This window comes from Propionispira raffinosivorans DSM 20765, assembly GCF_000381065.1.
Lineage (GTDB): Bacteria > Bacillota > Negativicutes > Selenomonadales > Selenomonadaceae > Propionispira > Propionispira raffinosivorans.
In genome coordinates, this window is sequence record NZ_KB905839.1 from 335,587 (window position 1) to 349,422 (window position 13,836).

Genomic DNA, 13,836 nt, shown 5'->3' on the forward strand with positions numbered 1-13,836 from the left:
ACATGGCAACTTATAATTATATTGAAAAAGCAATTCAAGTAACGCGGCGTGAGTTTGTCGCGTTGACAGGTGTGGCAGCTGCGATTCTTTGGTCTGGTGCTTATGCAATTACAGATGTGGTCGAAGATCGCAATAAATATATTAAATTGCGTACAGCCGGTCTTTATAAAGATGATGAAGAAAGTGCGCTTCGTCAAAGTCATAAAAATAAAAGTTTAATGGATATGTATGCGAAGTTAGCAAATAAGCCATTGAGTCCAGTAGCAGAAGAGTTATTTCATACCAAATATGTTGATCGGACGAAATTAGGCTAAAAGGAGGATATATAGATGACAAAATATGATGACAATGCAGTCGTGTTAAAACATGAAGCAGGTACAAGGTTATTCCATTGGGGGCTAATCTTAGGCTTTTTGCCGACAGCGTTTACAGGCATCGCAATATGGCTGAAGCCGTTTAGTGGAGATATGATGAATGTATTGATGATGGTTCATATTGCCGGTGCATGGGTTTTATCGTTAGCTTGCGTACTCTTTTTTATCTTTAGACATAAACGTGTTGTGGCTTTTTGGCGAGAAATATTCACTTGGACGAAGGATGATGTTGCGTGGATGAAAGTTTCCGGTGGTTATCCGCAAAAAATATTTTTGGGTAAAATTGTTCCGGTTCCACCTATGCGCAAAATGAATTCAGGACAAAAGATGATGGGTATTATGGTGTTTATTGGTACAATTCTTGTTGTTGTAACTGGCTGGATCTTATATGCAGCACTTCCGATGGTACCAAAAGAAATTGCTTTTTATGCGGATTTAATTCATTTAATTGTGGGCTTAGGACTAACGGTTTGTGTTGTTTGTGGACATATTGTCCTTAGTATCTATAATTGGAAAGAGTGCGTTTGTATGTTTGGTGATGGAACCATGCGGGTAAATGATGCCAAACATCATAATGAATTATGGGTCAATGAAGATATTGAACCTGTAGAAACAACCAACTAAATTCATAGATTGAACAGTTTGCTTGATAAATATTGAGCAGACTGTTTTTTTTGTGTGAAACAAGGTATAATTAAAGCTTAAAGATTGAAATTAGGGGTTAATATTTTATGATTTTATCAATAGAAAATTTAACGAAAACATATGGTGAAAAAACACTTTTTGAAAAGATCAGTTTTGGTATCGACGATGGTGATAAAATTGGTATCGTTGGCGTAAATGGTACAGGAAAATCAACCTTTATTAAAACGGTTGCTGGTTTAGTTACACCGGATTCGGGTAATATTATTACAATGAAAAACATTCAGGTGGAATATTTGTCGCAAGATCATGATCTTGCACTGGATCATACAGTTCTGATGGAAGTATTCAAAGGAACACAGCCGATTATGGAAGTTTTACGAGAGTATGAAATTGTTTTAATGGAGAATCAGGAAGATACTGCAGTTCAAACGAAGCTTATGAATCTTACGCAAAGGATCGATGAATTGGATGGTTGGCAGATCGAGAGTGATGCAAAGGCTATTTTAACGAAACTTGGCATTTTTGATTTCACGTTGAAAATTGGCGAATTATCAGGCGGGCAGCAAAAAAGAGTGGCCTTGGCATCGGCACTGATCCATCCCTGTGATTTATTGATATTGGATGAACCGACCAATCACCTTGATAGTGAGACGATTGGCTGGCTGGAAGAATATCTGCATAAAGTGAAGGGTGCTCTTTTGATGGTAACGCATGATCGGTATTTTCTTGATCGTGTGGCTACTAAAATTTTGGAACTGGACAAGGGAAAAGCTTATACGTACCAAGGTAATTATACAGCGTTTCTTGAACTCAAAGCTGAACGCGAAGATCGTGAAGGTGCTTCTGAGCGTAAACGGCAAAATTTGCTGCGGACAGAACTTGCCTGGATGCAGCGTGGAGCAAAAGCTCGCTCAACGAAACAAAAAGCGCGAATTGATCGTTTTGAAGAATTGAAAAATAATAAAGTGGACCTGGATCAGGGCAAAGTGGAAATTGGTCTTGGTGGCAGCCGGCTTGGACGGACAATCATTGAGATTGAACATGCAGGTTATAGGATAGATGATCAAACAATTTTAGATGATTTTTCTTATATTTTGCTGCGTAATGACCGTGTTGGTATTTTAGGACCAAATGGCTCAGGTAAAACAACACTTTTAAATTTAATTGCGGGTAGACTGATCCCTACAACTGGTACTTTAATCATTGGTCAGACTGTGAAAATTGGTTATTTTGCTCAAACGAATATCGAAATGGATGAAAAACTGCGAGCCGTAGAATATATACGTGAAGTGGCTAATTTTATTACAATGGCCGATGGCAGTAAGATTAGTGCGACACAGCTTATGGAAAAATTTTTATTTCCCAGTGATTTGCAATGGTCGCCAATTGCCAAATTATCTGGAGGTGAAAAAAGAAGATTGTTTTTGCTTCGGATCTTAATGAGTGAGCCAAATGTGCTTTTACTTGATGAACCGACGAATGATCTGGATTTGCAGACATTGACTATATTGGAAGATTTTATTGATAATTTTAATGGTGCAATTATTTTCGTGTCACATGATCGTTTTTTTGTTGATCGTTTAGCCGATAAAGTTTTTGTTTACGGTGAAGGTGGTAAATTGACACAGTACTTGGGCGGATATTCTTATTATAAAGCTGCGATGGAGACGGCCGCAGTTCATGAAGAAAAAAACAAACTGTCCGATGCGAAGGAGAAGTTTGTTAAAGAACAGCCTGTAATCTGTAGCCGGAAACTGACTTTTAAAGAACAACGTGAATATGCTGAAATTGAAGCAGTTATTGCAAGTGCTGAAGGTGAACTGTCCGTTGTGGTACAGCAAATCAATGCAGCTGGTGCTGATTATGGAAAATTAAATGAACTTACAAAAACGCAACAGCTTTTGCAGACCAAGCTAGATGCACTTATGGAGCGTTGGGCGTATTTAGAAGATATAGCAGAACAACAAAAATAAGCAGGATAAATACATTTGGCAGCGAAATTATTTTATAGAGAAAATCGAATTAAAATTAACTTGGAGGCGGGATACGTGAAGTTTAAATTTTTGCATAATAATCTTAATATATTGGACTTAGATAAGTCACTCAATTTTTATAAAAAAGCTTTGGAACTTGAAGAGGTGAGACGGCTTGATCGTGAGGGTTTTACTTTAGTGTATTTAGGTGATCATGGTGCTACGTCGCATGAATTGGAATTAACCTATATTCATGGACGTACGGAAAAATATAATTTGGGTGAAAATGAAGTTCATTTGGCATTTTCTGTGGATGATTTTGCAGCTGCTCACGCCTTGCATGAAAAAATGGGCTGTATTTGCTATGAAAATAAAAAAATGGGGATTTATTTTATTGCTGATCCAGATGGATATTGGTTAGAAGTGATACCGAAGGATCATGCGTCACAGAGTTAGTATTTTTAGCAGCATTGATTTTCCGATGGATAATACTTATCCATCGGACTTTTTTATGGTACAATATAAGAAGATTTTTTATTTTTAATGGTTGCATGATAAGGAGGGGGTTATTATTTTGAACAAACAAAAATTCCAGTGCATGATTGATGAATTTACGGTTAATCAAGAAGAACTTCAGCAAATTTCGGCTGCTTTTAGACGTGATATAGAAATGGGATTGGTTGATGAGCAGACATCTTCATTGCGTATGCTTAAATCTTATGTGGGTCTGCCAGCAGGCACTGAACAAGGTGAATTTTTGGCACTTGATTTTGGGGGGACGAATATTCGTGTTTTACGGATTAAGCTGCATGGACATGGTCAATTTGAAATATTGAAAAAGGTCGCTAAACCTTTGCGCGTTCAGGGTATTTATGATTTTATTGATGCCCAGGCAAAAGCTGAAGATTTATTTGATTTTATTGCAGGACTTGTGGATGAGGCTATCGATGAAAATCATGAGCAAGAATTTTTGCTTGGACATACCTTTTCTTTTCCGTCTGAACAAACCAATTTATACAATGCCAAGTTAATTATTTGGACCAAAGAGTTTGCCACGCAAGGTGTAGAAGGTCAAGTTGTCAATGATCTTTTGCGTGAGGCACTCGTGCGAAATGGTGTGGGCAATGTTCGCCCGACGGCTGTGATCAATGATACGGTTGCCGTGCTTTTAGCGGCGGCCTATAAACAAAGTTCGACTTATATTGGTTCGATTTATGCAACAGGTCATAATACCTGTTATTTGGAACCTTATAAAGGTGAAGCGAAGGCTCGGATGATCATTAATTTGGAATCAGGAGCATTCAATAAAATTGCGCCGAATACATATGATAAGATTTTAGATGAGCAGTCAGAAAAACCGAATGAGCAGCGTTTGGAAAAAATGGTATCAGGACGCTATCTTGGAGTCTTGTTTGGGTTGGTGATTGCCAATGGTTTTGGAGCAAGTAATAAATCTTATGATTTTACGAGTATTGATTTGTCGGCGATTTTGTCTGACAAAACGACCGCATTAGATGATGTAAAAAAAATTATGGAAGTCAAACTGGAACGAACCATTCTGCAAGAAGAGTGTGAATGGGTTAAAGCACTCGCCGAAGCAATTGTGGTTCGATCTGCCAGACTTGTGGCGGCTACTTTCGCTGGTATCATTTGGCATCTTGATGGTGATACAGTTCGAAAGCAGCACATAGCGGTTGATGGTTCTCTTTATGAAAAGATGCCTTTATGTGTTGAGTCGATTCAAAAAGCTTTATATGATATACTTGGTGAACAGGCTTCGGCATTGGATACGGTGCTGGAAAATGGAGGATCAGGTCTCGGGGCAGCTATTGCAAGTGCCATTGAACCCGTGACTTAAATTTTCTAAGACTAAAAATTATAAGCGGACCGGCTTGGTTTTATCGGGCCGGTTCTTATAGTATAAGGATTGATTGAGGTTGTTAGTATGGAACAGAGTTTAAGTCTGAATCTTGGACAAAAGTTAGCAATGACAGCGAAGTTACAACAAGCTATTCAGATTTTGCAGCTTTCGTCACAAGACTTATGTACCATGATAGAAAATGAATATTTAGAAAATCCGGCATTAGAAATGGATGAATCGTTTTCTGAAACGGATGTAGATGAAAAAACGACAGATCGGTATAGCATTGAAGATATAGCAAATTTAGCAAATTATTTAGGTGATGAGCGACCAGGAAAAGTTATACGTGATGATACCAACCAAAGTTTTGAAGTGATGGAGGTTTCACAAAATTCACTGGTGGACATATTGATTGAGCAAGTAAATTTTACTTTTTCGAAAAAAGAAGAACATCAAATTGCAGAGTATATTGTAGGCTCAATTGATGACTGTGGGTATTTGCGTATTTCATGCGCTGAAATTGCCATAGCTATGCAAGTGAATGAAGCAGCGGTGGAGATTATATTAGAAATAATTCAAACTTTTGACCCAGCAGGTGTAGGGGCGCGTGATCTAAAAGAATGTTTAATGATACAAGCGAAACAGCAAGATATATATCAAGGTCTTATCGCGGCTGTTATCGATAAACATCTTGATGCAGTTGCAAGTGCACAGTTTAAAATGATTGCTGAAAAAGAAAATTGTTCACCAAATGATGTGCAGGCAGCAGTTGATATTATTCGTAAACTTAACCCTAAACCAGGGAGCTCCTATGGCGGGAGACAATCGGATTATATTGTGCCGGATGTTGTGGTTCGAAAAATAGATGATGAATATATTGTTTTAGTGAATCAATATGGAACACCTAAACTGAATATTAGTTCAACCTATAAAAATGGTGTGAATTTTGATCATGATACGAAAAAATATATTGAACAGAGAGTGAATTCAGCAGCCTGGCTCATAAAGAGCATCGAGCAGCGCCGGATGACTTTATTTAATGTAGTTACTGAGATTGTACGACTGCAAAAAGAATTTTTCGATAAAGGAACAAATTATTTACGCCCCATGCTGATGAAGACGATTGCGGAAAATGTTAATGTCCATGAATCGACGGTTAGCAGAGCGGTTGCCAATAAATATGTTGAGACACCGCATGGTGTGGTTCCGCTGAAAAAGTTTTTTACCGCAAATTTGGGTAGTGTGATGGAAGGCGAAGAACTTATTGCCAGTCAAGTGAAAATGATGCTAAAACAAATGATTGAAGAAGAGGATTGTAAAAAGCCATTTAGTGATCAGCAGCTTAGTGATATGCTGAAAGCGAAAAATATGAATATATCAAGACGGACCGTGATGAAGTATCGGGAACAGCTTGGATTTCTGTCATCTGTGAAACGAAAAAGGTATTAATTCCTATATAGAGTATATTAAAAAACAATTGTTATTTTTTGAACTTTCACATATAATAGAGGCAAGCTCCATGCTTTGTACGTATATTGTTTCTTAGTGGATATCGTTTTAATAAATGGAAAAATAAGAATATTTAGAGTACAGGAGCTTTTGTTTATCCTTATAAAATTTTTTATAAGGCCAGATTCTATAGGATGGCGAGGGGATCTATATGAGTCAGGATGATAACAAGCAAAGAAAACATGTGGTTATAATTGGGGCTGGATTTGGTGGTGTGAAAGCAGCACGCAGTTTAGCAAATGAAAACGTAGACATTACAATCGTAGATCGAAATAATTTTCATTTGTTTCAGCCGCTTTTATATCAAGTATCAACAGCAATTTTAGCAGAGGCTGAGATTGCCTATCCGGTTCGGGCGTTTTTTCAAAAAAATAACAATGTAGAGTTTTTTTTAGGTGAAGTTATTGATTTTGATCTTGGCGCAAAAAAAATTATCACGGATCATGGCCCTGTTTTTTATGATTATTTACTGATAGCAGCTGGGTCGATGACAAACTATTTTGGCATGGATACGCTGGAAAAACATTGTATGGGTATGAAAACATTGGAAGAGTCCGTGCGAATTCGTAATCATATTTTGAATATATTTGAAGAAGCGAATAAAGAAGAAGATTCGCAAAAACGCAAGCAGTTATTGACATTTATTTGTGTAGGTGGTGGTCCTACTGGCATTGAAGAGGCGGGGTCTTTATCGGAACTTATCTACCATGTGATGGCGAAAGAATATCATAATCTTGATTTTTCGCAAGTCGATATTAAATTAATTGAAGCTACTGATAAAGTGTTACCGATGATGCCAAATAATCTTCGAGAAGAAACGATCCATGTTCTGCAACGCAAAAAAGTGGATGTACGTCTTAATTCACAGGTGCTAGACTATGATGGTCAAAAACTGACTTTAAAAGATGGTGAAGTGATTCCGACACAGACAGTTATCTGGGCTGCGGGTGTAAAAGCGGTACCGATTGTTGCTAAGCTAGGTGAGGACTTGGATCGATCTGGGCGGGTTGTCGTACAAAAAACACTACAGTTAATCCATCATCCAGAAGTTTTTGCTATTGGTGATAATGCTTGTTTTATACAGGATGGAAGCCCTTTGCCGACCATTGCTCCGGTGGCGACGCAGGCAGCACTTCTTACAGCTGGTAATATCATAAAACTGATTCGTGGAGAAACTGTATTGGATGAATTTTCCTATAAAGATGTAGGAAGTATGGCAACAATTGGTCGTGGCGATGCGGTTATGTTTAAAGGTACATGGCAGATGAAAGGCTTTTTTGCTTGGTGTGCTTGGATGGTGGTTCATTTGATGCGTTTGGCGGGTACACATACGAATATTACCGTTGCTTTAAAATGGATGTGGAATTTCTTTTCAGGCACTCGTTTGGGCAGAATTATTACAAAAGAATAAACAAGCCGAAAATGCAGCGTGAAAAATATTTAAACTTGAGATATAATTGTATAAGATTGTGGTATAATGTGGAATGGGTTATAGACTTATTCCACATTCTTATTTATAGAGGTATTGTTTATGATGAAAAGAGTATACTGTGCGTGGAGCTGTCTGCTTATTTGTATATGCATAGAAGGCGGCTTTTTACAAGAAGCACAGGCACGACATAGTGAAATGAAATCTGTAGTGCAGACAGAATCAGCAGTGAAACTCAAAAGTACAACGGTTCAAGCTTATAAAGTTACACTTAAACACAGCGAGGCTTTAGCAGAGACGGCGAAGCCTTCTGCTAAAACTTTGGTAATAAACAGTCCAGTGAGTGAACCACAAATGATTGATAAAGTCCGCATTACTTGGAACCAGGTTGCTGATGCAGTTATGTATCAACTGGTGATTACCAAGGGGAAATCACCAGTACAAGATCATATAGTAACAACGAAAGATGAAATTTATACAAATGGTTATGAACTAGCTACAGCTGTTTTTAATGTAGCGGGGGACGACCTGCATTGGCAGGTACGTGCGATGGATGTCAATGGAATTCCTATTTCACGGTTTACAGAATTAAAACCGTTGGTCCTGCAGGAAGTAAATCCTACGGCACCGAAAGTAACTACACAATTTGATAAAATGGCTTATACACCATTGTATCCAGTATATTCATGGATACCTTATCTGAAGGCCAATGCATATGAAATACAGGTTTTTTTTGATGATGATAATAATCCCAAAACACCGGATCAATTACTTAAGACGGATTGGGTGACGGATCCTAAAAAATATGATTACTATGATGATACAGCCTATGCGAAACCTGGTACATATTGGTGGCGAGTGCGTGCTGAAAATGCAGTATCTCAGCCGATTAGCGATTGGTCAACGGCAAGCTATTTTATAGTTACGAATACAAATATAAAAATAGCTGCTTTAGGCGATAGCATTACACATGGCGGCGGAGCTGTATCAAATCCACCGAGCTATACAATGTACAATTGGGAAACGTATACTGGTGTGCCGATTTTGAACCTTGGGTTTAGCGGAAATACCGTTGAGTCAATGCTGGCCCGCTTTGACGCCGACGTCCTTCCATTTAAACCACAATTCCTTGTCATTATGGGAGGGGTTAACAACATTCGTGCTGGAGATTCGGCAGGACAGGTTATACAGGCGTTGAGCCAAATTCGTGATAAATGTTTAATCAATAAGATTACACCAGTTTTTGTTACGGTTACCCCAATTAACCCTCGACTTATGACAACTGTTGCTGGTCTGATTCCAACCACGGGATGGGAGTATCAACAAATGCAAATCAATAACTGGGTTAGGCAGCAACCAGCTTACGTGGATGTGACACCTCGGCTTACGGACTGGCGGGGCTGGTTATCTGAATCCTTGACGACGGATGGACTACATCCAGACATGGAAGGTAAAAAAATTATTGGACAAACTATCGGCGATTATTTAAAAAATAAATTTCAAATCACTTAATATAAAAAAATAAAATGAAGTCTCATGTGCACGAAAAAATTTTGTGTAGGTTTGCGAGAAAATTATTGAATAAACTTAGAAAATTGATAGTTGATTTACTTTTGGAGGCAGATAAAATGAAAATAAAGCGTATAGATACAACATTTAGTACGGACCGAATGCAAGAATCGAAGGATTTTTACATGAAATATTTTGGTTTCAAACTCGCTTATGAAAGCGATTGGTATATTGAATTGACCACGCAGACAGAAGATGCTGGTATTAGTTTTACGTTACCGCAGCGAGAGGAAGGCGAAATTTTTGGTGGCAGGGGTATGATATTATCCTTTGAAGTTGAAGATGTCGATGCTGAGTATGAAAAATTTCAAGACGAAGAAATTACGATCTGCCAGGTTTTACAGGATAAACCATGGGGAGAACGGAGCTTTGTAGTGGATGATCCGAATGGTGTGCACGTTTATGTATATAAATTAATTGAGCAGACCGATGAATATAAAACATTGTATTCGCCATTTAAAGAAGCACGCTAAAACTGCTTGGTCTAAAAAAGGCTGCATTTCCTTTTGCTAAGGGAATGCAGCCTTTTTTAGATTGGCATGTTTTTGTAGGTTTCATTGAGTTTCGTTATTTTGCAAGCAGCTGCAGTCCAATTTGTAATGTCTTGAATCAACGTGTCGGTTTCTTCTTTTTTTATAAGAATAAAAAGTTGGACTTGGTCAGTAAAAATTTTATCTTCAATAAAGATATCTTTTTTGTAAAAATTATTTTCTAATATACCAAGTAATGTGTAGTCGATATCGATGCGAATACGAATGAATAGGGTACGAAGGACAATATCGCAAGTTTCTAAACCTAGAGTAGCGGCTTTTCCATAAGCTCGAATGAGACCGCCAGCACCGAGTTTTATGCCGCCAAAATAACGAGTTACAACAATGACCACATCACTGAGTTCATTTTTTTTGATGACTTCCAGAATAGGTTTGCCAGCAGTCCCGCTAGGTTCACCATCATCATCTGCTTTTTGTAAAGTGCTTTGCCCAATGACATAAGCCGAGCAGTTGTGTCTGGCATCAAAATATTGCTTTTTAATTTTATTGATGAATGCCATACTGGCAGCTTCATCGGCAATGGGTTCCACAAAGGTCAAAAAGCGAGATTTACTGATTTCATATTCAGCTGTAGAACCTTTGTCAATTGTTTTGTAGTTTATATCCATAAAATCCTCTCGTTTATTTGTTTTCTTTGATTATACAGGAAAAGCTTCTATTTGTAACCAATTGTCCATTGAATACAGCCCTGGAAAGCAGCTTTTTTGAAAAAATTTTATCAGGTTTAGTATGAATTTAAAGTTTTAGTATAGCTAAAATTTTTATTTTGTAGTATCCTGTATGTACTTAATAAAAGAATACTATTTTTATAGAAAGAAAGGTCGTGTTAATACAGTCATGAAAGAACCAACGATGAATAGGGGTTTGAAAAACAGACATCTTCAACTGATATCTCTTGGCGGGATTATCGGTAGTGGGTATTTTTTGGGAACCGGATATGTTTTAGAGAAAGCGGGTCCGGCATCAATTCTGGCATATTTATTGGGCGGCGCAATTGTACTTTGCGTTATGTTGTGTTTGGCAGAGCTCGCTGTAGCTAAGCCTGTTTCGGGATCCTTTGTAACGTATGCGAAAGACAATATTTCGTCCACTTGGGCTTGTGGGGTGGGCTGGGCTTATTGGCTGAATTGGATTGCTTATGTACCGTCGGAAATGATTGCGGCGGGAATTATTATGAATAAATTTATACCAGAAGTAAGTCAGGTTTGGTGGGCTGTTCTGTTTGGTTTGATTGTGACGGTCATTAATCTTTTTAACGTAGAGAAGTTTGGTGAAAGTGAATTTTGGCTGGCGATTGTTAAAATTGTAGCGCTGGTTATGTTTAGCATTGTAAGTATACTGATCTGTCTTGGTTTGATTGGTGACCAAGGCGTACTGGGAACCAGCATTTTACTTGGTCATGGAGGCTTTGCCCCAAATGGGTATTGGTCCATTATTTTAACGATGGTTATTATAATGGTTAATTTTCAAGGATCAGAAATTATCGGCTTGGCCGCAGGAGAATGTGAACATCCGGAAAAAAGTATTCCTATCGCGGTACGCAATGTAACTTGGCGCATCATAGCGCTTTATATCATACCTATTTCACTTTTGATTTCGATTTTGCCTTGGGATCAGGCGACTTTAGAAGAAAGTGTTTTTGCAGCGGCGCTGAGCCAATATGGGCTTAGTGGAGCAAGTTCTGTATTTGCGTTTGTGGTATTGACCGCTGCTATTTCTTGTTCAAATTCAGGATTGTATGGAAGCGGCAGAACACTGCATGCTTTGGCGAAAATTGATATGGCGCCTAAATGGCTGGGGGCTCTTAATAAAAATGGAATGCCGCAAAATTCTATTTTGGTTTCAGTTTGTGGCTGCTGGCTGGTTATTGCTTTGTATACTTTGGATGCGAGTGAAACAGCTTATACGTATTTATTAGCAGTATCAGGTTTTACGGGAGCTATGGCTTGGATTTCGATTTGTTGGAGTCAGTACAATTTCCGTAATAAAATTATAGCAAAGGGACTTGAATCTACACTTAAATACAAAACACCGTTTTTCCCGTATGTCACGTTGTTTGGTATTTGGGTTCAAGTTATTTGTTTATTAGTGATTGCCTTTACAGCAGATCTTCGATCTACTTTATATGCGGGTATTCCGATGATGGTGGTACCGATGATTTGGTATAGACTAAAGAAACATCACGTGGTACATCATCCGGCCATACAAAAAGAATAAGTCATACACGAAGCAGGCAATATCGGTTTTTATTAGACCGATACTGTCTGTTTTTATATAAGTAACTTCTATTATGAGGATAAATAAAAAATATTAATTGAAATTCTACAATACTATTGACAAACATACAATAGATAGGTATAATATATAAATGTTCCTAGGGAATACAACCTAGTGGGATACATGCGGAAATAGCTCAGCGGTAGAGCATCGCCTTGCCAAGGCGGGGGTCGCGAGTCCGAATCTCGTTTTCCGCTCCATTTTCTTTCTGGGCCTATAGCTCAGTTGGTAGAGCAACCGGCTCATAACCGGTCGGTCTCTGGTTCAAGTCCAGATGGGCCCACCATATTTTCAAAGTGGAAAGATATTGGATTGTGTATTTTGAAACTTAATGGTTGTTTTATTATGACTCTGTAGCTCAGCTGGATAGAGTATTTGACTACGAATCAAAGGGTCGCAGGTTCGACTCCTGCCAGGGTCACCAAAAATTATATTGTGGGTAGGTGCCCGAGTGGTTAAAGGGAGCAGACTGTAAATCTGCCAACTTCGGTTTACGATGGTTCGAATCCATCCTTGCCCACCACTGTAATTCATAAATGTACAGCCTTTGCTTGTACATTTTATTTTTCACTAAATGGTTAACTTTAATAAAATATACGGTTGACCAAATGAGGCGCTTCGGTTATAATATAAAAAGATTCCAAAACGAAAATTAAATTTATTTGTCATACTTGAGGGCCTCGTTTTTATAATGGGGCTCTGCTTTTTTATTAAAAAAAGTACATGGGTTTACTTTATAAATTATAAACAGTAAAATTGGGAAAAAAATTACAAAACATGTTGACAATGTAAAAAGTATAGTGTAATATAATACAAGTCGCTGATGCAAACAACAACGACAAACAAGAAAAAATAGAGCAAACTACTAAAAGAGATTTTTAAGGGTTTGAACAGGATTTTTTTGAAAATATATTGACAGTAACCAAATGGTTGTGTTACTATATAAAAGCTGATTAACAGAAATCACACAGTGTTCTCTGAAAACTAAACAATGTAATTAAGATATATGTAGCAACATGTATCAAGCCAGATGTGCGGGTTTGAATTTATTCAAACTAAAATTAAGTTGGTATGCGGAAATAGCTCAGCGGTAGAGCATCGCCTTGCCAAGGCGGGGGTCGCGAGTTCGAATCTCGTTTTCCGCTCCATAATATTCGTTCCAAGTTTATACGAGGAACATCAATTTTAATTAATTGAGCCTATCAAGGTTCTCTAATATAATTTATTGGAGAGTTTGATCCTGGCTCAGGACGAACGCTGGCGGCGTGCTTAACACATGCAAGTCGAACGGAACTAAGCTTAACACCGAATCTTTTAAAAGTAGAGATGTTAAGCCGGAATGCGAGTGAATGAAGAATGAATTCACCACGCATTTTAAAAGTGCAACACATCCAGTCAGAAGATTGGGTGTTGAGCTTAGTTTAGTGGCGAACGGGTGAGTAACGCGTAGACAACCTACCTTTTAGATGGGGACAACATCGCGAAAGCGGTGCTAATACCGAATGTTGTGTCTTTTCCACATGGGAAAGCTACTAAAGATGGCCTCTATATATAAGCTGTCACTAAAAGATGGGTCTGCGTCTGATTAGCTAGTTGGCGGGGTAAATGCCCACCAAGGCGACGATCAGTAGCCGGTCTGAGAGGATGA

11 protein-coding genes, 5 tRNA genes and 1 rRNA gene are annotated in these 13,836 nt (G+C 38.2%); 16 read left to right on the top strand and 1 reads right to left on the bottom strand.

Translation table 11 applies throughout. From position 1 onward, the window contains the following. Positions 1-2: 2 nt before the first annotated feature. The 9 genes from F606_RS0101510 (at position 3) to F606_RS0101550 (ending at position 9,833) form a co-directional block, all read left to right on the top strand. Complete coding sequence (locus F606_RS0101510; RefSeq protein ID WP_019552094.1) at positions 3-314, top strand: iron hydrogenase small subunit; 312 nt, start codon at positions 3-5, stop codon at positions 312-314. Between the two features lie 15 nt (positions 315-329). After that, entirely contained in the window at positions 330-998 is a 669-nt protein-coding gene (locus F606_RS0101515; protein WP_019552095.1) for a cytochrome b/b6 domain-containing protein, read from the top strand. Between the two features lie 107 nt (positions 999-1,105). After that, positions 1,106-2,992, top strand: a complete 1,887-nt coding sequence (locus tag F606_RS0101520) for an ABC-F family ATP-binding cassette domain-containing protein (protein WP_019552096.1) — start codon at positions 1,106-1,108, stop codon at positions 2,990-2,992. Positions 2,993-3,067: 75 nt separating this feature from the next. Continuing rightward, the gene (locus F606_RS0101525) at positions 3,068-3,448 is read left to right on the top strand and encodes a VOC family protein (RefSeq protein ID WP_019552097.1); all 381 of its coding nucleotides are present in this window, start codon (positions 3,068-3,070) and stop codon (positions 3,446-3,448) included. 118 nt (positions 3,449-3,566) lie between these two features. Further along, a complete protein-coding gene (locus F606_RS0101530; protein ID WP_019552098.1) occupies positions 3,567-4,850 on the top strand; it encodes a hexokinase family protein in 1,284 nt (427 codons plus the stop codon). Between the two features lie 87 nt (positions 4,851-4,937). Continuing rightward, positions 4,938-6,302 (top strand): RNA polymerase factor sigma-54, encoded by a 1,365-nt coding sequence (gene rpoN, locus F606_RS0101535; protein WP_019552099.1) that lies wholly within the window; start codon positions 4,938-4,940, stop codon positions 6,300-6,302. A gap of 211 nt (positions 6,303-6,513) precedes the next feature. Then, positions 6,514-7,773 carry an NAD(P)/FAD-dependent oxidoreductase gene (locus tag F606_RS0101540; RefSeq protein WP_019552100.1) on the top strand — a complete coding sequence of 420 codons (1,260 nt, stop codon included), beginning with the start codon at positions 6,514-6,516 and terminating at the stop codon, positions 7,771-7,773. 120 nt (positions 7,774-7,893) lie between these two features. After that, on the top strand, positions 7,894-9,303 hold the full coding sequence (locus F606_RS20335) for an SGNH/GDSL hydrolase family protein (RefSeq protein WP_019552101.1): 1,410 nt from the start codon (positions 7,894-7,896) through the stop codon (positions 9,301-9,303). 116 nt (positions 9,304-9,419) lie between these two features. Further along, a complete protein-coding gene (locus F606_RS0101550) occupies positions 9,420-9,833 on the top strand; it encodes a VOC family protein (RefSeq protein ID WP_019552102.1) in 414 nt (137 codons plus the stop codon). A gap of 56 nt (positions 9,834-9,889) precedes the next feature. On the opposite strand, the gene F606_RS0101555 is transcribed toward F606_RS0101550, so the two are convergent. Beyond that, positions 9,890-10,519, bottom strand: a complete 630-nt coding sequence (locus tag F606_RS0101555) for a YigZ family protein (RefSeq protein WP_019552103.1) — start codon at positions 10,517-10,519, stop codon at positions 9,890-9,892. A gap of 229 nt (positions 10,520-10,748) precedes the next feature. On the opposite strand from F606_RS0101555, the gene F606_RS20340 reads away from it, so the two are divergent. The 7 genes from F606_RS20340 to F606_RS0101590 form a co-directional block, all read left to right on the top strand. Next, positions 10,749-12,128 (top strand): amino acid permease, encoded by a 1,380-nt coding sequence (locus F606_RS20340; protein WP_245741207.1) that lies wholly within the window; start codon positions 10,749-10,751, stop codon positions 12,126-12,128. A gap of 185 nt (positions 12,129-12,313) precedes the next feature. Beyond that, positions 12,314-12,388: transfer RNA gene (locus F606_RS0101565), tRNA-Gly, on the top strand. A gap of 10 nt (positions 12,389-12,398) precedes the next feature. Next, positions 12,399-12,474, top strand: a tRNA-Ile gene (locus tag F606_RS0101570). 61 nt (positions 12,475-12,535) lie between these two features. Next, positions 12,536-12,612, top strand: a tRNA-Arg gene (locus F606_RS0101575). 13 nt (positions 12,613-12,625) lie between these two features. Further along, positions 12,626-12,711: transfer RNA gene (locus F606_RS0101580), tRNA-Tyr, on the top strand. Between the two features lie 550 nt (positions 12,712-13,261). Then, positions 13,262-13,336 (top strand) — tRNA-Gly (locus F606_RS0101585). A 74-nt stretch (positions 13,337-13,410) separates the two neighbouring features. After that, positions 13,411-13,836: ribosomal RNA gene (locus F606_RS0101590) — 16S ribosomal RNA — on the top strand; the annotation flags it as partial.

Bases quoted from the DNA above. Each gene is read 5' to 3' on its own strand.
- F606_RS0101510 (WP_019552094.1), top strand. From the start codon at position 3: ATGGCAACTTATAATTATATTGAAAAAGCAATTCAAGTAACGCGGCGT.
- F606_RS0101515 (WP_019552095.1), top strand. From the start codon at position 330: ATGACAAAATATGATGACAATGCAGTCGTGTTAAAACATGAAGCAGGT.
- F606_RS0101520 (WP_019552096.1), top strand. From the start codon at position 1,106: ATGATTTTATCAATAGAAAATTTAACGAAAACATATGGTGAAAAAACA.
- rpoN (WP_019552099.1), top strand. From the start codon at position 4,938: ATGGAACAGAGTTTAAGTCTGAATCTTGGACAAAAGTTAGCAATGACA.
- F606_RS0101540 (WP_019552100.1), top strand. From the start codon at position 6,514: ATGAGTCAGGATGATAACAAGCAAAGAAAACATGTGGTTATAATTGGG.
- F606_RS20335 (WP_019552101.1), top strand. From the start codon at position 7,894: ATGATGAAAAGAGTATACTGTGCGTGGAGCTGTCTGCTTATTTGTATA.
- F606_RS0101550 (WP_019552102.1), top strand. From the start codon at position 9,420: ATGAAAATAAAGCGTATAGATACAACATTTAGTACGGACCGAATGCAA.
- F606_RS0101555 (WP_019552103.1), bottom strand. From the start codon at position 10,519: ATGGATATAAACTACAAAACAATTGACAAAGGTTCTACAGCTGAATAT.
- F606_RS20340 (WP_245741207.1), top strand. From the start codon at position 10,749: ATGAAAGAACCAACGATGAATAGGGGTTTGAAAAACAGACATCTTCAA.